We start from the raw sequence: 20136 nt of genomic DNA, 5'->3' as shown, positions 1-20136 counted from the left end.
GCTGTCATCTCCGGCCGGTAGACCGACGGGGTCAACAAATGATCCGGAGGAAGCATGACCGAGCTTGATCGACGTACCCTGCTGCGGGCCGGCCTGGTGGTCGGTGCCGGAGTTGCCGGCGGCACCCTGCTGGGCGGTGCTGGCGCGAACGCCGCCCCGGCCTGGCGCCCGGCCGCCCGCCCGGTGCTCACCCACGGCGTGCAGAGCGGTGACGTGACAGCGGACTCCGCGCTGGTCTGGACCCGGGCCGACCGGCCGGGCCGGATGCTTGTCGAGGTGAGTCGCCGGCCGGACTTCCGGGGGGCGCGGAAGCTGCGCGGCCCGGTGCTCACCCCGAACGGCGACTTCACCGGCAAGGTCCGGCTGCGGGGGCTGCCGGACGCCGAGCGGCTGCACTACCGGGTCCGGGTGGAGAGCCTGGAGCGGCACGGGGTGGTCAGCGAGCCGCTGACCGGGACGTTGACCACCGCACCGGGCCGGCACCGGCGCAGCGACGTGACGTTCGTCTGGACCGGCGACATCGTCGGGCAGGGCTGGGGGATCGACCCGAACTTCGGTGGGATGTCGATCTTCCGGGCGATGCGGGAGGCCCGGCCCGACTTCTATCTGTGCAGCGGTGACACGGTGTACGCCGACGGCCCGCTTGTCGAGTCGGTGACCCTGCCCGACGGGCGGATCTGGCGCAACGTGGTGACGCCGGAGAAGAGCAAGGTCGCCGAGACGCTCACCGAGTACCGGGGGCAGTACGCGTACAACCTGATCGACGAGCACCTGCGGGCGTTCAACGCGGCGGTCCCGCAGATCAACCAGTGGGACGACCACGAGGTCCTCAACAACTGGTACCCGGGGGAGGTCCTGGACGACCCGCGCTACACCGAGCGGCGGGTGGACGTGCTCGCCGCCCGGGCCCGCCAGGCGTTCGGCGAGTGGCTGCCGGTGCCGGACGACGGGCCGCTGTACCGGCGGATCTCGCACGGGCCGCTGCTTGACGTGTTCGTGCTGGACATGCGGACCCACAAGGACCCGAACGACGGCAACACGTACGCCGACCCGAAGCGCGGTCTGCTCGGCCGTGAGCAGCGCGAGTGGCTGATCCGGGAGTTGAAGCGGTCCACGGCGACCTGGAAGGTGATCGCCAACGACCTGCCGATCGGGGTGGTGGTGCCGGACGGTCCGACCGCGCAGGAGGGTGTCGCGCAGGGTGACCCGGGCGCACCGGCCGGGCGTGAGCTGGAGTTCGCCGAGGTGCTGCGGGCCACCCACCGCGCCGGGGTGACCGGCATGGTCTTCCTCACCGCCGACGTGCACTACTCGGCCGCGCACCACTACGACCCGTCCCGGGCGGCGGTCGGCGACTTCACCCCGTTCTGGGAGTTCGTCTCCGGCCCGGCGCACGCCGGGGCGTTCGGCCCGAACGCGCTGGACGGCACGTTCGGGCCGCGGGCGGCCTTCGTGCACGCCCCGCCACGGGCGAACACGGGACCGGCGGAAGGCTTCCAGCACTTCGGCGAGGTCCAGATCGACGGCGAGTCCGAGGCCCTAACGGTCCACCTCCGCGACCGCGAAGGCGCCTCCCTCTGGACCACCACCCTCCCAGCCCCCTAACCCCCACCCCGCACCCCTCCCGCTCGTGTTGATCAAGAGGTTTGCGTCAGAAAATGCGCTCTCGATGACGCAAACCTCTTGATCACGGGGTCAAGGTGGGGATGGGGCCGGGGTGGTGGGCGGGTCGAGTATCGTTGGGCACCGTAAGGCGATGACCCGGCCATCACCGGTGAGCCTCCGGAAGAACAGCCGGGCAACCGGCCCAGTAGAACCGGACGGGTGCGGCCCGTCACAGCCGGTCAATGAGCGGGCGGTCGATTCTGACCGCCAAGCGGGGTGGTACCGCGGATCACCCGGGAGCGCCGTCGAGGCGTACCCCCGGAAGGTTCGTCCTCGCAGACCCACGTTGAGTGAGCTGCATGAGGAGAGCGACCCCCGATGGCCTATCCGTTGCACGACCCGACCGCCGCCGGAGTCCCGGCGAGCCCGGACCTGCCCGCGGTCGAGCGCCGGGTACTGGAGCACTGGACGGCCGACCGGACCTTCGAGGCGTCGGTCGAGGCCCGGCCCGCCGGCGACGACGGCAAGAACGAGTACGTCTTCTACGACGGCCCGCCGTTCGCCAACGGTCTGCCGCACTACGGTCACCTGTTCACCGGGTACGTCAAGGACGTGGTGCCGCGCTACCAGACAATGCGCGGGCGGCACGTCGAGCGGCGCTTCGGCTGGGACTGCCACGGCCTGCCCGCCGAGGTGGTGGCCGAGAAGCAGCTCGGCATCACCAGCAAGGCCGAGATCATCGATCTGGGCGTGGCCCGGTTCAACGAGGCCTGCCGCACCTCTGTGCTGGAGTTCACCCAGGACTGGGAGCGGTACATCAACAGGCAGGCCCGCTGGGTCGACTTCACAAACGACTACAAGACCCTCGACCTGGACTACATGGAAAGCGTCATGTGGGCCTTCAAGACCCTGCACGACAAGGGCCTGATCTACGAGGGCTTCCGGGTGCTGGCGTACTGCTGGCGCTGCGAGACGCCGCTGTCGAACACCGAGACCCGGATGGACGACGTCTACCGGGACCGGCACGACCCGACGTTGTCGGTGTGGTTCGGGCTGACCGCCGACGAGTCCGCGCCGGAACTGGTGCGCGGGCCCGTCAAGCTGGGCGTCTGGACCACCACGCCGTGGACCCTGCCGTCGAACCTGGCGCTCGCCGTCGGCCCCGACATCGAGTACGCGGTGCTGGAGCACCGGGGTTCCCCCGACAGTGAGCGCAGTGGGGACCGTTACGTCGTCGGCGCGGCGCGGCTGGCCGCGTACGGCAAGGAGCTGGACTCCTTCGAGCAGGTCGGCACGGTGTACGGCCGGGACCTGGTCGGACGCCGCTACACCCCGCTGTACGACTTCCTCGTCGAGCAGGCCGGCGACAACGCGTACCAGGTGCTCGGCGCGGAGTTCGTCACCACCGAGGACGGCACCGGGATCGTGCACCTCGCCCCGGCCTTCGGTGAGGACGACCAGAACGTCTGCAACGCCGCCGGCATCCCCACCATCGTCACTGTCGACGACCACACCCGCTTCACCGCGCTGGTCCCGCCGTACCAGGGTGAGCAGGTCTTCGACGTCAACAAGCCGGTGATCCGGGAGCTGAAGGAGCGGGGGGTGGTGCTCAGGCAGGACACCTACACCCACTCGTACCCGCACTGCTGGCGCTGCGACACCCCGCTTGTCTACAAGGCGGTGTCGTCGTGGTTCGTCGCGGTGACGCAGTTCCGGGACCGGATGGTCGAGCTGAACCAGGAGATCAACTGGACGCCCGGTCACATCAAGGACGGCTCGTTCGGCAAGTGGCTGGCCAACGCCCGGGACTGGTCGATCAGCCGGAACCGGTTCTGGGGCTCGCCGATCCCGGCGTGGAAGTCGGACGACCCGAACTACCCGCGCCTGGACGTCTACGGCTCGCTGGCCGACATCGAGCGGGACTTCGGCGTACGCCTGACCGACCTGCACCGGCCGGCGGTGGACGACCTGGTCCGCCCCAACCCGGACGACCCGACCGGTCAGTCGATGATGCGCCGGGTGCCGGAGGTGCTGGACTGCTGGTTCGAGTCCGGCTCGATGCCGTTCGCCCAGGTGCACTACCCGTTCGAGAACGCGGACTGGTTCGAGCACCACTACCCGGGTGACTTCATCGTCGAGTACATCGGGCAGACCCGCGGCTGGTTCTACACGATGCACGTGCTGGCCACCGCGCTGTTCGACCGCCCGGCGTTCCGCAACTGCCTGAGCCACGGCATCCTGCTCGGCTCGGACGGGCGCAAGATGTCCAAGAGCCTGCGCAACTACCCGGACGTCTACCACGTCTTCGACGCGTACGGCTCGGACGCGATGCGGTGGATGCTGATGTCCTCGCCGGTGCTGCGCGGCGGCGACATGGCGGTCACCGAGGCGGGTATCCGCGACGCCGTCCGGCAGGTGCTGCTGCCGTTGTGGAACGTCTGGTATTTCTTCACGCTCTACGCCAACGCCGACGGGCACCAGGCGCGCCGGCGCACCGACTCGGCGCACCTGCTCGACCGGTACGTGCTGGCGAAGACCAACGAGCTGGTGGCCACTGTCGGCGCGCAGATGGACGCGTACGACATCTCCGGCGCCTGCGCCACCGTCCGGTCCTTCCTGGACGCGCTGACCAACTGGTACGTGCGCCGTTCCCGGGACCGGTTCTGGTCCGGTGACGTCAACGCGTTCGACACGCTCTGGACGGTGTTGGAGACGCTCTGCCGGGTGGTGGCGCCGCTGGCGCCGTTGACCGCGGAGGAGATCTGGCGGGGCCTGACCGGTGCGCGGTCGGTGCACCTGACCGACTGGCCGGAGGCGACCGAGTTCCCTGCCGACCACGACCTGGTCGCCGCGATGGACGCCACCCGGGCGGTTGCCTCGGCGGCGCTGTCGCTGCGCAAGGCCAAGGGTCTGCGGGTGCGGCTGCCGCTGTCCAAGCTGACAGTGGCCTCGCCGGCGGCGGAGCAGTTGCGCCCGTTCGCCGACCTGGTCACCGACGAGGTCAACGTGAAGGCCGTCGAGTTCAGCGCGGAGCTGTCCGCGTACTGCGAGCAGGTGTTGACGGTGGTGCCCCGGGCGCTCGGTCCGCGGGTCGGCAAGCAGGTGCAGCAGGTGATCAAGGCGGTGAAGGCGGGCGACTGGGAGCTGGTCGACGGCGCCCCGGTGGCCGCCGGCGTGACCCTCGCCGAGGGTGAGTACGAGCTGCGGCTGGTCGCCGCCGACGCCGAGAACTCCGCGCCGCTGCCGGGCGGTGAGGGTGTGGTGGTGCTGGACACGGAGGTCACCCCCGAGCTGGCCGCCGAGGGGCTGGCCCGCGACGTGGTGCGGGTGGTGCAGCAGGCTCGCCGGGACGCCGACCTGGACGTGTCGGACCGGATCGTGGTGTCGGTGTCGGCCTCCGAGGAGGTACGCGCGGCGGTGGCCGGGTACCTCGACTTCGTGTCCGGGGAGGTGCTTGCCGACTCCGTGGACTTCGCCGAGGGCGTCGACGGCTTCGCCGGCGAGGTCGGCGACGGCGACCGGGTGACGGTCTCCGTCCGCCGGGTGTAGGGACCATCGTCGGGTAGCGGGCGTCGCGCCACCTCCGTCCGGAGGGTGTGCGGGCGTCCGCTACCGTGACACCGCCTGTTCGCACCTGATCTGCCGGAGGACCAGTGCCCCTGCTCTACACCATCGGCAAGCTCGCTGTGGGGCCCACGCTGCGGTTGGCGTTCCGCCCGACCGTCGAGGGGCTGGAAAACGTGCCGAAGAGCGGCGGGGCGATCTTCGCCGGCAATCACCTGTCGGTGGCCGACGAGCTGTTCCTCGGCACGGTCGTGCCCCGGCATCTGGCGTTCTGGGCGAAGTCGGAGTATTTCAAGGGCGCCGGTGTGAAGGGTGCGATCTCCAAGTTCGTGCTCACCGGCCTGGGCGCCATCCCGGTGGAGCGGGGTGGCGGTCGGGCCGCGCTGTCCGCGTTCGACGCGGCGATCCCGGTGCTGAAGAACGGTGACCTGGTGGTGGTCTACCCGGAAGGCACCCGTTCGCCGGACGGCCGGCTCTACCGGGGGCGGACCGGCACGGTTCGGCTGGCGACCACGACCGGAGTGCCGGTCATTCCGGTCGGCATGATCGGCACGGACAAGGCGCAGCCGATCGGCGCCCGGGTGCCCCGTCCCGGCGCTGCCAAGATCACCATTCGGTTCGGCAAGCCGATGGACCTGACCGGCCGGCCGACCGACCGCACCTCGTTGCGGCAGATGACCGACGAGATGATGAGCGAGATCCAGAAGCTCACCGGCCAGGAGTACGTCCCCCGCTACGCCCCGCCGCGCGCCCACCCGGACCAGATCCGCGAGGCCTGATCCCACCCGGTCGATCAGGAGGTCCACCGCCCTCGCGGGCGGGAGACCTCCTGATCAACGCTGGGTGGGTCGGCGTTCAGGACTTGGGTTGGATGATCTGAGCGCGCAGGGTGTTCAACAGGGCGGCACTGTCGGTGACGGAGAGCCGGGTGAACACCCCGGTGGCGATGCTGCCGTAATCGACAGAGGTGCAGACCACCACGTCACCGCCGTCCGACCGGCCGACCGCGCATCGCTCGTGCCGGCCCCGCACACCGGTGTCCACGCTTTCGGCGGCGTCCAGCGCGTACCGCTCGGTGAGCCGGCTGATCTCGGCCTCCGCGTCCGACTCCGGGCTGAACCGAAAACCCGTGTCCCCGAAGACCGTCACCTGTTTGCCACCCGAGGTGGAGTAGACGCCGGCGAAGGTGCTCTCGGCCAGCCAGTGCTCCCTCCGTACCTCGTTTTCGAACTGCCGGGCGGTCTCCGTGCTGCGGCTGTCCTGACGCAGCTTCAGATCGTCCACCTGGGCGGGGAGCGCGGCCTGCACCGGGTACTGGGTTGAGATCGGGAACCCGTAGTAGGCGGGGCAGCCGCAGCAGCAGGCCAGGGTGAGCAGCAGCAGCCAGGGCCAGCGGCGACGACGGCGGACCGGCACCGGCACGTACCCCTTGGGGGCCTGCCAGCCCGGTGGCGCCGCGGGTGGCGTGGCGGATCGCCCGCCCCGGCGCTGCTTCGGCGCCGTGGGCTGCGGCGCGGGCGGCGACGTCGGCCGGGTCGGCATCCTGGGCCCGGTGACCTGTGGTGGCCTCGGCACGGCCGCCGGAGACACCGGGTGCGACCCGACCGGGGGAGCGGGCGGACCGGACCACTGGCGGGTCGCCGGCGGCGTCGGGTGCGGCATCGTCGGCGGTAGTGGGGGCAGCGGCGGCAGTTCGGCGGAGGGCAGGTCCCAACCGCCGGTGTCCACGCCGGCCCACGGGTCGACCGGCGTCTGGTGCTCCGGCGGCCCCACGGGCAGGGGTGGCGGCGGGGTCGGCTCGGCCGACTCGCCCCAGACGGGTCGGCGCGGCAGCGGGGGCGGCACCGGCGCCGAGCCGCTCCACCTGGGCGCGGGGACCTCCGCGGTGGTGGCCGGCTCGGGCCGATCCGAGGGTGCCGGTTGATCCGGAGTCTCGGGCTGCGCCGGAGAGTCCGGTTGGTCCGACGGTTCCGGTTGGTCCGACGGTTCCGGTTGGTCTGACGGTGCAGGCTGGTCCGACGGTACGGGTGGGGAGGCCGGCTGATCGGCGGCCGCCGGATCCCGGTCCGGCTCCGCGCCCGGGGTGCTCCCGTCGGCCGGCCGTGCTCCCGGCTGGGGCTCGGGCATCGCGGCAATCTCCTCTCGCGCCGGTCCGAGGTTAGTACCGCGTCGCCACCGCCAGGCGGGCGCGTACCCTTGGGCATCATGAGTGCCCCGTCCACGACGCCGCGCGCGGCCGCGACCAACTCTCGCGACGACTCCAGCTCGGCGCCTCCGACGCCGAACCGTGACCTGGAGCCGTCCGTCTGGTCCCAGCTCGAGCCGCTGCTGCCCCAGGTTTCCAAGCCCATCCAGTACGTCGGGGGCGAGCTGGGCGCGGTGACCAAGGACTGGGCTGCCGCGACAGTGCGCTGGGCGCTGATGTATCCCGACGCGTACGAGGTGGGCCTGCCCAACCAGGGCGTGCAGATCCTCTACGAGGTGCTCAACGAGCTGCCCGACACCCTCGCCGAGCGGACGTACGCGGTCTGGCCGGACCTGGAGACGCTGATGCGCACGCACGGCGTGCCGCAGTTCACCGTCGACGCGCACCGGGCGGTGCGCGACTTCGACGTGTTCGGCATCTCCTTCTCCACCGAGCTGGGCTACACCAACATGCTCACAGCGATCGACCTGGCCGGCATTCCGATGCTGGCCGCCGACCGCACCGACGCCGACCCGGTGATCGTGGCCGGCGGGCACGCCGCGTTCAACCCGGAGCCGATCGCCGACTTCATCGACGCCGCCGTGCTCGGCGACGGCGAGGAAGCGGTCCTGGAGATCACCGCGATCGTCCGGGAGTGGAAGGCCGAGGGCTCCCCGGGGGGCCGCGACGAGCTGCTGCTGCGGCTGGCGCGCACCGAGAGCGTCTACGTGCCGCGCTTCTACGACGTCGACTACCTCCCCGACGGGCGCATCCAGCGGGTCGTTCCGAACCGGGCGGATGTGCCGTTCCGGGTGCACAAGCGCACGACGATGGACCTGGACGCCTGGCCGTACCCGAAGAAGCCCCTCGTCCCGCTGGCCGAGACGGTGCACGAGCGGTACGCGGTGGAGATCTTCCGGGGCTGCACCCGGGGCTGCCGGTTCTGCCAGGCCGGCATGATCACCCGTCCGGTGCGGGAGCGGTCGATCACGACGGTCGGGCAGATGGTCCGCGACGGCCTGGAGTTCTCCGGCTTCTCCGAGGTTGGTCTGCTGTCGCTCTCCTCGGCGGACCACTCCGAGATCGGCGACATGTGCTCGGGCCTCGCCCAGCAGTACGAGGGCACCAACGTCTCGCTGTCGCTGCCGTCGACCCGGGTCGACGCCTTCAACATCGACCTCGCGCAGGAGCTGTCCCGCAACGGGCGGCGGACCGGCCTGACCTTCGCCCCGGAGGGCGGTTCGGAGCGGATCCGCAAGGTCATCAACAAGATGGTGACGAAGGAAGACCTGATCCGCACCGTCGTCACCGCGTACACCAACGGCTGGCGGCAGGTGAAGCTCTACTTCATGTGTGGCCTGCCCACCGAGACCGACGAGGACGTCCTCGAGATCGCGGACATGGCGCACGAGGTGATCAGGGCCGGTCGGGCCGCCACCGGCTCCAAGGACATCCGCTGCACGGTCTCCATCGGTGGGTTCGTGCCGAAGCCGCACACCCCGTTCCAGTGGGCCGCGATGGAGCGTCCGGAGGTCATCGACCACCGCCTCAAGATCCTCAAGCAGGCGATCAACTCCGACCGCTCGCTGGGTCGGGCCATCGGCTACCGCTACCACGACGGCGAGCCGTCGCTTATCGAAGGGCTGCTCTCCCGGGGTGACCGCCGGGTCGGTTCGGTGATCCGCAAGGTCTGGGAGAACGGCGGCCGGTTCGACGGGTGGAGCGAGCACTTCTCCTACCAGCGCTGGGTGGACGCGGCGGCCGAGGCGCTGCCCGCGTTCGGGGTCGACCTCGACTGGTACACCACGCGGCAGCGCGAGGAGCTTGAGGTCCTGCCCTGGGACCACCTCGACTCGGGCCTGGACAAGGACTGGCTCTGGCAGGACTGGCAGGACTCGGTCAGCGAGTTCGAGCAGGACGACTGCCGGTGGACGCCCTGCTTCGACTGCGGCGTCTGCCCATCGATGGACACCGAGATCCAGATCGGCCCGACCGGCAAGAAGCTGCTGCCGCTCACCCCGCTGGGCGGCAACGGCATGAAGGTCCCGGCCGGCGACCACCCGGCCTGACCACCCGGCGCGGGGCAGCGCCCGGCGGCGGTGCCCACTACTCTCCACACTCGACACGTCACCCCGACGGGCCCGCGTTCTCGCGGGCCCGTCGGCGCTTGTCGGGTTCCACAGCGCGCCACCGCCAGGACCGCCCCGCCATCGACGAAGGCCGGCGCGACAGGGCGGCGACCGGGGCTGCCCCGACTTGGTCAGACTCGATACGCTGCGTCTGACATGGACCGACCCGGCGGGTCGGGAACGGGGGAGAAAGCTCATGGGGACCATCCCGCCGCCGAACACCGGCGATCTACACGTCAGCGTCGAGGACCTGGACGCCGCGGCGGCGTACGTCGATCGACTGAAGCAGTACGTCGACGACACCATCAGTTATGAGATGGAGCGCATCAAGGAGCGGATGAAGGGCGACAGCAACACCGCCCAGACCGTCCCGGGCGGCACTCCCTTCGGCGCGTACGAGGACGCCCGGATGCAGTGGCAGGCGCTGACCAAGTCCACCGGCAACATGGAGACGCACCTCCAGACGCTCTCCCAGAAACTCGCCGCGCTGAAGCAGGGCACCGAGGAGATCGCCAAGGCGTTCCGGGACACCGAGGCACGCAACGGCGCCAATGGCAAGGAGATCGAGCGGCTGCTCGAATCGGCGGCTCCGCCGCCCGCGGCCGGCGGCACGCCCACCTACCCGTACACGGCCTGAGGGGGACGTCATGGCTGGAGGAACCTGGGAGAGGTGCGTCCGCGAGGTGACGCTCTCCGCCGACCCGGAGACGGTCGGTTCGGTCGGAGCGGGCTGGAGCAACCTCTCCAGCGGCCTGCAACAGCTGCGGGACGCGCTCGTCGGCCGCTCGTTCGTCGGTCCGGTCGCGACCGGGCAGGAACGCCCGCACGTCGGCGGCCTGCCCGGGATGCTCGCCGGGTGGAAGGGCAGCGGTGGCGACGCCTACCGCGAGCACCTCGGCGAGATCGGCAAGCAGGTCGAGGAGCTGATCACCGACGCGACGAACGTCAGCGGCGCGTTGACGCGGATCGAGAAGGACATCCGCACGGCGGTCGCCTCGATCCCGGTCCCGCTGATGGACGACTTCGGCATCAACGAGTGGAGCCTGCCCAACGGCACCGAACTCGACGACGCCCGCGACGGTGAGAGCGCGTCGGGCTTCCTCGCCGCCCTGCGCAAGGACTACCAGAGCAACCCCGGGTCGTACGCCGATGGCGCGTTCCGCGACAAGGCCGACGACCTGGAGGCGACAATGAAGGTCGACGGCCAGGCGGGTGACCAGAAGCGGGGCGGGTGGTGGGACACCAAGTCCCACCTCGACAACTGGTACCGGGACAACCAGCAGGCGGCCACCACCGCGATGTCGCCGCTGCCCCAGGCGGTCTACACGGAGCGTCCCAAGCTCACCGTCGCCGGGCCGGATGAGCAGGACCTCCGGGACGACATTCGTCGCGACCCCCGGGTTCCGCCCAGCGGGCGGCCCGACATCGGTGGTGGCGAGCTCGGCGGGGGGCCCGGCATCGGCGGTGGCGGCCCCTCGATCGGCAGTAGGCCACCGAGTATCGGCGGCGGAGGCGGCCCCACGTCCACTGTCGACCCGTTCTCCCCGACCGGTTCCGGCGGTGGCCCGTCCTCCGGCGGCACCGGCGGGTTCACGCCCGGACCAACCGGGTCCGGTTACCCGGGCTACCCGGCCGGCGACGACAGCTACAGCAGTGGTCTGGCCGGTGCCAGCCCGAGCGGCGTCGGCGGCCTCGGTGGCGGCGGGGTCGGCAGCGCCGGTCTCGGCGGCGCCGGCGGTGGTTTCGGGGGTGGGGCCGGCGTCGGCTCGGCCGGCGGGATCGGCTCCGGCGGTGGCCTGGGTGCGGGCGGCGGCATCGGCGTGGGCGGCCTCCCCGGCATGGTGGGTGGCGGCAACGGAAAGGTGCCGCCGATGACGAGCGCGGCCAACGCGCTGCGGACCGCCGCGGGTGCTGGCGCGGGCGGCGCCGGGATGGCCGGTGGCGCGCGTGGTGGCGCGGGCATGGGCGGCGCCGGGATGGCGGGCGGCATGATGGGCGGCGCGGGCGGCGCCGGGCACGGTGCTGGCGGCGGCACCGGCTCCGAGCACTCGTCTTGGTTGACTGAGGATGACGATCCGTGGGGCCCTGGTGACGGGGCGTTGCCGGGTGTCCTGCGGTGAGGATGGGCGAATGAACGTGAATGTCGGAAGCCTCCGGCCGGTGATCGCCTGTCTGCTGGCGGGGTTCCTGGTCGTGGGGGCCGCCCAGCCGGCGGTCGCCGCGCCTCGGCGGGCCGAGCAGTGGTATTTGGACGAGCTCCGGATCGACCAGGTGCACAAGATCTCGACTGGGCGGGGCGTGGTCGTGGCCGTGCTCGACAGTGGTGTCGAGGCCAGCCACCCAGACCTGCGCGGTCAGGTGCTTCCCGGCGCTCGCAGCTACGGCGTCTCCGGAGACGGTCGGGCCGACGAGAACGGCCACGGCACGCACATGGCCGGCATCATCGCGGCGAGGAGCGGTGGCCGCGACGGAGTGGACGGCATCGCCCCCGGCGCGAAGATCCTGCCGATCAAGATGCGCAAGGGCACCGGGACCTACAGCGACGCGGCGATCGCCCTCGGCATCCGGATGGCCGTCGACGGTGGCGCCAAGGTGATCAACTTGTCCGTCGGTGGGCCGGGCGCTACCAGCTCGGAGGAGGAGAGCGCGATCACGTACGCGTTGGACCACGACGTCGTCGTGGTTGCCTCCGCTGGCAACACCGCCAAGGGCGATGTCGGCGTCGTGAATCCGGCCAACACCCCCGGGGTGATCGCGGTGACCGGGACGACCAAGGGCGGCTCGTTCTGGTCCGGCTCGGTCCAGGGGCCGGAGGCGGTGATCGCCGCTCCGGGCGATGGCATCTACAACGCCACCAACGAGGGGGGCTACGGCTGGGGCGACGGGACCTCCGACTCCACTGCGATCGTCTCCGCTCTGGCCGCGCTGATCTTGGAGAAATATCCGGACCTCAGCGGCCCGAACGTGATCAACCGGATCATCCGGACCGCGCGGGACGCCGGCCCGGCCGGCCGGGACCCGCAGTACGGCTTCGGGGTGATCGACCCGATGAAGGCGCTGACCGCGGACGTACCGCCGGTCACCGCCAGCCCGCTGCTCGGCCCGGCGGCGGCAACCGACCCGGCCCCGGTCCGCACCGAGGCCGCTGAGGAGTTCGACGTCACCCAGCACGGCGATCGTGGTGGTCCCACCGACCAACAGGTCATGGTCGTGGTCATCGGCATCGCCGTGGTGCTGGTGCTGCTGCTGGCGCTGGCGGTGTTCCTCATCTGGAACCGCCGACGGTACCGGCGAGAGGCGGCGCGGGCCGCCGACATCCCGGACGAGGCGCTGGACCAGGTGCTGCCCAGCGCCTACCCGGCACCGGGCGCGGGTTACGCCCCGCCGCCCGGCTACCCGCCGCCACCCGGGTACGCCCCGCCGTCCGGGTACGCCGCGCCTCCCGGTCAGGCCCCGCCGTCCGGGTATGCCCCGTCTCCCGGTTACGGCCCGCCTCCCGGGTACGGCCCGCCGGGTGGGGCGCCGCCCGTCCCGCCGCAGCAGCGGTAAGCGGTCTCGATCGTGGTGGCCGGCTGGTGACCTTCCGGGGTCACCGGCCGGCCATCAGGCTTCGCGGGCGGGTGGTCACGACCCATCCGGTCGGTTCGCACCCGTCTGTCGGGGCGATCCGGCCGCCCCGGCTGCGTACCGCCGCGGGCGCTGAGCCAGGATGGTCGGACACGCAGGTACACCCGAGGAGCCCACGATCGCCAAGAAGCCTCAACCCGAGGGCGGCCAGGCACCGGTCGTCCAGCGCGTCCGGATCAGGTATGCCAAGCGCGGACCGCTGCGGTTCACCTCGCACCGGGACTTCGCCCGGGCGTTCGAGCGCGCGCTGCGCCGGGCCGCTGTGCCGATCGCCTTCTCCCAGGGTTTCCACCCGCACCCGAAGATCTCCTACGCCAGCGCCGCGCCCACCGGGGTGGCGAGCGAGGCGGAGTACCTGGAGATCGCTCTCCAGGCAGCGGTCGACCCGGAGCAGCTGCGGGCCGCGTTGGACGCCGCGCTCTCGCCGGGGCTGGACGTCCTGGACGCCGTGATCGCCGAGGGGGGCAACCTCCCGGACCGGATCGAGGCGTCGTACTGGCACATCGAGTTGCCCGAGGTCGAGACCGCGGTGCTCCGCACGGCGGTGGACGCCTTCCTCGCGGCGGACGAGGTGCTGGTGGAGCGGATGACCAAGCAGGGTCGACGCACCTTCGACGCCCGCGCCGCAGTGATATCGGTCGATGTCCTCGCGCCAACGCCGACGCCTTCCGGGGCGCCGGCCGTACCGTGTGCGATACTCGAACTGGTCGTGCGGCAGGTCACCCCGTCCGTACGGCCCGATGACGTCCTTTCCGGCCTCCGCGTGGTGGCCGACCTGGAGCCGCCGGTTTCGCCGAGGGTGACCCGGCTGGCTCAGGGCACGTTGACCGCGCAGGGTGCGATCGTGGATCCGTTGGATGCGGACCGCGACGGGGCAGCCATCGTTGGGCACTGACCGACGGTTTGTGCTCTGGCAGGCAGACTTCGGCGGTCGCGCACCACGCGCGCCCGGCGGAAACACTTTTGCGGCGACCCTGCGTGGCAGCGCTCACCCGCGCCCGGGCTAGCCAGAACTGGAGAACGTCCATGCTCGAGAACGAGCCCGAGGGCGGCGAACGGACCGGTTCACAGCCGGCCGGGGAAACCGCCGACCAGAGCACCACGGCCGACGGCGCCACCGTCGCGTCCCCCACCACGGCAGTCGGTTCGGCTTCCATGGACCCCGGCGACGCGGAGAGCGCCGAGCCCACCGCGCCGGTACGGCGCACCCGGGCGACCCGGCGTCGCGCCGCCCCGCTCAGCCAGCCGGAGCAGACCGACGCGCCGGCCGAGGCGTCCACCAGCGAGGCCGCCAGTGCCGAGTCGCCGCAGGCGGAGGTCTTCGCCCCGATCTCCGGCGACCAGGACGTCGCGCCCAAAACCCCCCGACGCCGTCGCAAGGCCACCCCCGTCGAGACGACCGCCGAGGAGCCGCTCGTCGCGTCCGGCGCGGAGGCGGCCCCGGCCGACGTGGTCCCGCCGGTCAAGGTGACCCGTACCCGGCGCAAGAAGGCCACCCCGGCGGCCGTCGAGGAGCCGCCCGCGGTCGAGGAGCCGCCCGCCGACGAGCCGGTCGCCGTCGAGGAACCAGCGGCGTCCGACCTGCGCGAGGCCGAGGCCGAGCTGAACGACACCCCGAGCGCGACCGCCGCCGAGTTGCCCTGGGCCAGCGGCAGGCAGGAGCGCTCCGGCGAGGTGTCGCCCGGTGTCGCCGTTCCCGGTGTGACCGCTGAGCCGGCCGAGGTCGAGCCGGAGCAGCCGCGTACCCGTCGTCGGCGGGCCGCGCTCTCCGCGCCCACAGTGCTGTTCATGGCTCCCCAGCCGGACGCCGTGCCGGTGACCCGGCCGGTCGAGCCCGCTCCCGCCGCCGAGGAACCGGCGGTGGAGGAGGCCGCAGAGCCGTCCCGCCGTCGTCGGCGTGGTCGCCGCGAGGTCGAGCCGGTCGAGGCGATCGAGGCCGAGGAGGAGGAGCCGACCGACGAGGCCGACGAGGCCGCCGAGGCGGATGAGGACGACGAGGACAGCGCCGCCGCGCGCCGTCGCCGCCGGCGTGGTCGTCGGGGTCGGGGCCGGGGCAAGGGCGGGGCCGACGACGCCGAGGACGAGGACTCCGAGGAGACGGCGCAGGCCGACGAGGAAGAGGCCGTCGAGGTCGAGGCCGAGGGTGACGAGGACGAGGAGGCCGAGGGCGGGGATGGCTTGACCCGTCGCCGCCGGCGTCGTCGTCGCCGGGGCGCAGGCGACACGGAGGGTGCCGCCGACGACGGCGTACCGACCGTGGTCAAGATCCGCGAGCCGCGCCGGACCGTCGACGAGGTGCAGGGCGTGTCCGGTTCGACCCGGCTGGAGGCCAAGCGCCAGCGCCGCCGGGACGGCCGGGAGCAGCGGCGTACGCGACCGCCGATTCTCAGCGAGTCGGAGTTCCTGGCGCGCCGGGAGGCGGTCGATCGCGTGATGGCGGTCCGCCAGCGCGGTGACCGTACCCAGATCGCCGTCCTGGAGGACGGGGTGCTGGTCGAGCACTACGTCACCCGCAACTCCTCCGGCACCATGGCCGGCAACGTGTACCTGGGCAAGGTGCAGAACGTGCTGCCGAGCATGGAGGCGGCGTTCGTCGACGTCGGCCGGGGTCGCAACGCGGTGCTGTACGCCGGCGAGGTCAACTGGGACACCTCCGGCCTGGAAGGGCGGGCCCGCTCGATCGAGCAGGCGCTGCGCTCCGGCGACTCGGTTCTGGTCCAGGTCACCAAGGACCCGATCGGGCACAAGGGCGCTCGGCTGACCAGCCATATCGCGCTCTCCGGCCGGCACCTGGTCTACGTGCCCAACGGCAACGCCTCCGGGATCAGCCGCAAGCTGCCGGACAACGAGCGCAAGCGTCTGCGCGACGTGCTCAAGAAGCTGGTCCCGGACGGCGCGGGCGTGATCGTCCGGACGGCTGCCGAGGGCGCCACCGAGGACGAGCTGGCCCGCGACGTCAAGCGGCTCCAGGCGCAGTGGGAGGACATCCAGGCCAAGGCCGCCGAGGGTGGCGCTCCGGCGCTGCTCTACGGGGAGCCCGACCTGGTCATCCGGGTGGTCCGGGACCTGTTCAACGAGGACTTCCGCGAGCTGGTGATCGAGGGCGAGCAGTCGTACGACGTGGTCGAGTCGTACCTGTCGCACGTCTCCCCGGATCTGGTCGACCGGGTACGCCGGCACGTGGGCACGAGCGACGTCTTCGCCGAGTACCGGATCGACGAGCAGATCATCAAGGGCCTGGACCGCAAGGTCTTCCTGCCCTCCGGCGGCTCGCTGGTGATCGACCGCACCGAGGCGATGACGGTGGTGGACGTCAACACCGGCAAGTACACGGGCTCCGGGGGCAACCTGGAGGAGACCGTCACCCGTAACAACCTGGAGGCGGCGGAGGAGATCGTCCGCCAGCTCCGGCTGCGGGACATCGGCGGCATCGTGGTGATCGACTTCATCGACATGGTGCTCGAGTCGAACCGTGAGCTGGTGCTGCGCCGACTCACCGAGTGCCTGGGCCGGGATCGCACCAAGCACCAGGTCACCGAGATCACCTCGCTCGGCCTGGTGCAGATGACCCGTAAGCGGATCGGCGCGGGCCTGCTGGAGGCGTTCACCGAGACCTGCGAGTGCTGCAAGGGTCGGGGCGTCATCATGCACACCGAGCCGGTGCCGGAGAAGGCGCGCGCTGCTGGTGCCGGGGAGAAGGTCAAGGCGGTCGCCTCGTCGGTGGCCGCCGCTCCGGCCGCCGAGCAGGGCACCGCGTCGGCCCGTCGCCGGGCGCGCAAGAACGCCCCGGCCGAGCGGGCCGTGGTCGAGGTCGTCGACATCGACACCAGCGCCGAGCCGGACGTCGACTACCAGGACACCATGGGCTACGACCTGTCTCGCTACGAGTCGGAAACCGCCGCCGCGCCGGCGGTCTCCGACAGTCAGCAGGGGGAGTCGGCTCGGCTGGCCGCGGCGGACGACCCGGACGCGCTCGCCGACGGTGAGGGCGACGAGGACAGCGCCGAGGGTGGTGCCGGCCGCCGCCGTTCACGCCGGGGTGGCGCCCGCCGGCGGACGCGCCCCTGACCGCCTGACCGGCCAAGTGTTTGGCGAGGTCCCTTCCCCGGCAAAGTGACGGGGGAGGGACCTCGCCGTTGCGGCTGCTCCGGCCCAGGATCGGCCGTCCCTGGTCAGGAGAAGAAGATGCGTCGTCTGCTCGCCGTCACCGCGCTGGTCACCGTGCTCCTCGACGTGGCTGGCTGCTCCGCCGACCGGCCGGGGGGCGTGGAGTCCGGCCCGGTCGGCGTGACCACCGGTGTCCCGGCCTCCGGGCCGAGCGGTCCTCCGGCCAGTGGTGCTGCGGCGGGGGACGCCACGCAGGTCTGTGCCGCCGCCCAGCAGGCCAGCACCACCGCCGTCCGGACGTACGTGGCGGAGCTGGGCCGGATGGTCGCGGCGGTGGGCGCCGGGGACAGCAGCACGGCCGAGGCCGCCCGGGGGCGGGCCGAGGCGGCGCTGGACGGCTGGCGCACCGAGCTGCGGGAGCAGTCGGAGCGGGCTACCGATCCGCAGCTCAAGACTCTGCTCACCGACCTCGGCACCGAGGTGGCAGCGCTCGGCGCCGACGTCGAGTCCATCGACGAGACCGAACTCGACAGGCTCCAGCAGCGCCTCGACCAGCTCTGCGCGCGCTGACCAGGGCGGGCCGGTTTGGGGTCCGGGCCGGCAATGGCGTACTCTTGCCTGCGGCCCACCTTTGGTGTGCCGAGTTCCCGTGTGCCCGCGCCGCCGTGCACTGCTACCCGGCGAGCCGCCGCGGGGACGACCGCCAGCAGCCTCAACGACAGGGAGTCCGCCTCCGATGTACGCGATCGTCAAGACCGGCGGCAAGCAGTACAAGGTCGCCGAGGGCGACGTGATCGAGGTCGAGAAGCTCACCGGTGCCCCCGGTGACGCGGTGAAGCTCACCGCGGTGCTCCTCGTCGACGGTGACGACCTGGTGACCGACGCGGCGAAGCTTGCCGAGGTCGCGGTGTCCGGCGAAATCGCCGCGCACACCAAGGGCCCGAAGATCCGGATCCACAAGTTCAAGAACAAGACCGGCTACCACAAGCGCCAGGGTCACCGCCAGCCGTTGACCCAGGTCAAGGTGACCGGCATCTCCAGCGGGAAGTAGGTCGTCCTCCAATGGCTCATAAAAAGGGTGCGTCCAGCTCGCGTAACGGTCGTGACTCCGCGGCCCAGCGACTCGGCGTGAAGCGCTTCGGTGGTCAGGTCGTCAGCGCCGGTGAGATCATCATCCGGCAGCGTGGCACCAAGTTCCACCCCGGTGACCTGGTCGGCCGTGGCGGCGACGACACGCTGTTCGCGCTGTCCGCCGGTGCGGTCCTGTTCGGCACCAAGCGCGGTCGTAAGACCGTCAGCATCGTTCCGCAGCAGTAGTTCTCCGGCTAAGCGGGCCGCGGACCTCCGGGTCCCGGCCCGTTTGGCTTTTTTCGAAGTGCGGGGTCGGACCTCGCTGGAAGGATTGACGCCGTGGCAACGTTCGTTGACCGGGTCGTTCTGCATCTGCAGGCCGGCGATGGCGGGCACGGCTGTGCCTCGATCCACCGCGAGAAGTTCAAGCCCTTCGGCGGGCCGGACGGCGGTAACGGCGGGCACGGCGGCAGCGTGTCCCTGGTCGTCGACCCGCAGGTCACCACCCTGCTTGACTTCCACTTCCACCCGCACGTCAAGGCCGACAACGGCAAGGGCGGCGCCGGGTCGAACCGGGACGGGGCCAACGGCCGCACCCTGGTGCTGAAGGTGCCAAACGGCACCGTGGTGCAGACCACCGACGGCACCGTGCTGGCCGACATGGTCGGCACCGGCACCACCTTCGAGGTGGCTCGGGGCGGGCGCGGCGGGCGGGGCAACGCGTCGCTGGCCAACGCCAAGCGCAAGGCGCCGGGCTTCGCCGAGCTGGGGGAGCCCGGTGACCAGCTGGACATCGTGCTGGAGCTGAAGAGCGTCGCCGACGTGGGCCTGGTGGGCTTCCCGTCGGCCGGCAAGTCGTCGCTGATCTCGGTGATCTCCGCCGCGAAGCCGAAGATCGCCGACTACCCGTTCACCACCCTCGTGCCCAACCTCGGCGTGGTCCGGATGGACAACCACACCTTCACCGTCGCCGACGTGCCGGGCCTGATCCCCGGCGCGGCCACCGGCAAGGGGCTGGGCCTGGAGTTCCTGCGGCACATCGAGCGCTGCGCCGTGCTGGTGCACGTCATCGACTCGGCGACGCTGGAGCCCGGCCGTGACCCGGTCGCCGACATCGACGCCATCGAGGCCGAGCTGAGCCAGTACGGCGGGCTTACCGACCGCCCACGGTTGGTCGCCGTGAACAAGGTCGACGTGCCGGACGGCCGGGACCTCGCCGAGATCGTGCGCCCCGACCTGGAGGAGCGCGGCTACCGGGTGTTCGAGGTCTCGGCGGCCACCCGGGAGGGGCTCAAGGAGCTCACCTACGCGATGGCCGAGCTGGTCGAGGCGGAGCGCAAGGCCGCGCCGCCCGCCGAGCCGACCCGGATCGTGATCCGCCCGATCGCTGTGGACGACGACGGCTTCACCATCACCGCCGAGGCGGACGACTCGTTCACCGTTCGCGGTGTCCGACCGGAGCGCTGGGTCAAGCAGACCAACTTCGACAACGACGAGGCGGTCGGCTACCTCGCTGACCGGCTCGCCCGGCTCGGGGTGGAGGACAAGCTGGCCAAGGCCGGCGCGGAGCCCGGTGACCTGGTCCGGATCGGTGAGCGCGAGTTCGACTGGAAACCGACGCTCTACGCGGGCGTGGACTTCGTACCCGGCAACCGGGGCACCGACGTCCGCCTGGAGGAGAAGTCGAACCGGCTCTCCGCGGCCGACCGGCTCGCTGCCCGCAAGGCCCGCCGGGTGCGATCGGCGGACGAGGTGGGCGCGGACTCGTCCGACGATCTCGACGACGACACCGATGAGGACGACGCCGAGTAGTCCGTTGCGCTCCGTGATTGGGTTGATTTCCGGAAA

General features: G+C 71.6%; 14 protein-coding genes. 13 read left to right on the top strand and 1 reads right to left on the bottom strand.

The genetic code is table 11. The features are described 5' to 3' along the window. Positions 1–54: 54 nt before the first annotated feature. The 3 genes from ABZU25_RS20335 to ABZU25_RS20325 all read left to right on the top strand — a co-directional run bounded on the left by ABZU25_RS20335 (position 55) and on the right by ABZU25_RS20325 (position 5948). Positions 55–1605 (top strand): alkaline phosphatase D family protein, encoded by a 1551-nt coding sequence (locus ABZU25_RS20335; RefSeq protein ID WP_355030908.1) that lies wholly within the window; start codon positions 55–57, stop codon positions 1603–1605. 378 nt (positions 1606–1983) lie between these two features. Beyond that, complete coding sequence (gene ileS, locus ABZU25_RS20330) at positions 1984–5154, top strand: isoleucine--tRNA ligase (RefSeq protein ID WP_355030907.1); 3171 nt, start codon at positions 1984–1986, stop codon at positions 5152–5154. A gap of 104 nt (positions 5155–5258) precedes the next feature. Continuing rightward, positions 5259–5948 (top strand): lysophospholipid acyltransferase family protein, encoded by a 690-nt coding sequence (locus tag ABZU25_RS20325; RefSeq protein WP_355030906.1) that lies wholly within the window; start codon positions 5259–5261, stop codon positions 5946–5948. Positions 5949–6024: 76 nt separating this feature from the next. Here ABZU25_RS20325 and ABZU25_RS20320 read toward each other — a convergent pair whose 3' ends face one another. Beyond that, positions 6025–7014: a hypothetical protein gene (locus ABZU25_RS20320; RefSeq protein WP_355030905.1), complete on the bottom strand. Its 990-nt coding sequence runs from the start codon at positions 7012–7014 to the stop codon at positions 6025–6027. 360 nt (positions 7015–7374) lie between these two features. On the opposite strand from ABZU25_RS20320, the gene ABZU25_RS20315 reads away from it, so the two are divergent. The 10 genes from ABZU25_RS20315 to obgE all read left to right on the top strand — a co-directional run bounded on the left by ABZU25_RS20315 (position 7375) and on the right by obgE (position 20100). Then, positions 7375–9423 (top strand): TIGR03960 family B12-binding radical SAM protein, encoded by a 2049-nt coding sequence (locus ABZU25_RS20315; protein ID WP_355030904.1) that lies wholly within the window; start codon positions 7375–7377, stop codon positions 9421–9423. A 256-nt stretch (positions 9424–9679) separates the two neighbouring features. Then, a complete protein-coding gene (locus tag ABZU25_RS20310; protein WP_355030903.1) occupies positions 9680–10120 on the top strand; it encodes a hypothetical protein in 441 nt (146 codons plus the stop codon). A gap of 10 nt (positions 10121–10130) precedes the next feature. After that, positions 10131–11603, top strand: coding sequence for a hypothetical protein (locus ABZU25_RS20305; protein WP_355030902.1), 1473 nt, complete (start codon positions 10131–10133; stop codon positions 11601–11603). A gap of 10 nt (positions 11604–11613) precedes the next feature. After that, a complete protein-coding gene (mycP, locus tag ABZU25_RS20300) occupies positions 11614–13032 on the top strand; it encodes a type VII secretion-associated serine protease mycosin (RefSeq protein ID WP_355030901.1) in 1419 nt (472 codons plus the stop codon). Positions 13033–13192: 160 nt separating this feature from the next. Next, the gene (locus ABZU25_RS20295; protein ID WP_355030900.1) at positions 13193–14005 is read left to right on the top strand and encodes a TIGR03936 family radical SAM-associated protein; all 813 of its coding nucleotides are present in this window, start codon (positions 13193–13195) and stop codon (positions 14003–14005) included. Positions 14006–14136: 131 nt separating this feature from the next. Then, the gene (locus ABZU25_RS20290; RefSeq protein WP_355030899.1) at positions 14137–17178 is read left to right on the top strand and encodes an Rne/Rng family ribonuclease; all 3042 of its coding nucleotides are present in this window, start codon (positions 14137–14139) and stop codon (positions 17176–17178) included. A gap of 117 nt (positions 17179–17295) precedes the next feature. Then, positions 17296–17787 (top strand): hypothetical protein, encoded by a 492-nt coding sequence (locus ABZU25_RS20285; RefSeq protein ID WP_355030898.1) that lies wholly within the window; start codon positions 17296–17298, stop codon positions 17785–17787. Positions 17788–17953: 166 nt separating this feature from the next. After that, positions 17954–18268, top strand: coding sequence for a 50S ribosomal protein L21 (rplU, locus tag ABZU25_RS20280; protein WP_007464063.1), 315 nt, complete (start codon positions 17954–17956; stop codon positions 18266–18268). Between the two features lie 11 nt (positions 18269–18279). Beyond that, on the top strand, positions 18280–18534 hold the full coding sequence (gene rpmA, locus ABZU25_RS20275; RefSeq protein ID WP_007464062.1) for a 50S ribosomal protein L27: 255 nt from the start codon (positions 18280–18282) through the stop codon (positions 18532–18534). Between the two features lie 93 nt (positions 18535–18627). After that, positions 18628–20100 carry a GTPase ObgE gene (gene obgE, locus ABZU25_RS20270; RefSeq protein WP_355030897.1) on the top strand — a complete coding sequence of 491 codons (1473 nt, stop codon included), beginning with the start codon at positions 18628–18630 and terminating at the stop codon, positions 20098–20100. Positions 20101–20136 lie beyond the last annotated feature (36 nt).

Origin of the sequence: Micromonospora sp. NPDC005215 (assembly GCF_040607915.1) — a bacterium.
GTDB lineage: Bacteria > Actinomycetota > Actinomycetes > Mycobacteriales > Micromonosporaceae > Micromonospora.
This window is presented reverse-complemented; position numbering and strand designations above follow the sequence as displayed.

What these genes read in the sequence shown, in the direction of transcription:
- ABZU25_RS20335 (WP_355030908.1), top strand. Translation starts at nt 55, where the DNA reads ATGACCGAGCTTGATCGACGTACCCTGCTGCGGGCCGGCCTGGTGGTC.
- ABZU25_RS20310 (WP_355030903.1), top strand. Translation starts at nt 9,680, where the DNA reads ATGGGGACCATCCCGCCGCCGAACACCGGCGATCTACACGTCAGCGTC.
- mycP (WP_355030901.1), top strand. Translation starts at nt 11,614, where the DNA reads ATGAACGTGAATGTCGGAAGCCTCCGGCCGGTGATCGCCTGTCTGCTG.
- ABZU25_RS20295 (WP_355030900.1), top strand. Translation starts at nt 13,193, where the DNA reads ATGGTCGGACACGCAGGTACACCCGAGGAGCCCACGATCGCCAAGAAG.
- rpmA (WP_007464062.1), top strand. Translation starts at nt 18,280, where the DNA reads ATGGCTCATAAAAAGGGTGCGTCCAGCTCGCGTAACGGTCGTGACTCC.
- ABZU25_RS20285 (WP_355030898.1), top strand. Translation starts at nt 17,296, where the DNA reads ATGCGTCGTCTGCTCGCCGTCACCGCGCTGGTCACCGTGCTCCTCGAC.
- ABZU25_RS20305 (WP_355030902.1), top strand. Translation starts at nt 10,131, where the DNA reads ATGGCTGGAGGAACCTGGGAGAGGTGCGTCCGCGAGGTGACGCTCTCC.
- rplU (WP_007464063.1), top strand. Translation starts at nt 17,954, where the DNA reads ATGTACGCGATCGTCAAGACCGGCGGCAAGCAGTACAAGGTCGCCGAG.
- ABZU25_RS20290 (WP_355030899.1), top strand. Translation starts at nt 14,137, where the DNA reads ATGCTCGAGAACGAGCCCGAGGGCGGCGAACGGACCGGTTCACAGCCG.
- ileS (WP_355030907.1), top strand. Translation starts at nt 1,984, where the DNA reads ATGGCCTATCCGTTGCACGACCCGACCGCCGCCGGAGTCCCGGCGAGC.
- ABZU25_RS20315 (WP_355030904.1), top strand. Translation starts at nt 7,375, where the DNA reads ATGAGTGCCCCGTCCACGACGCCGCGCGCGGCCGCGACCAACTCTCGC.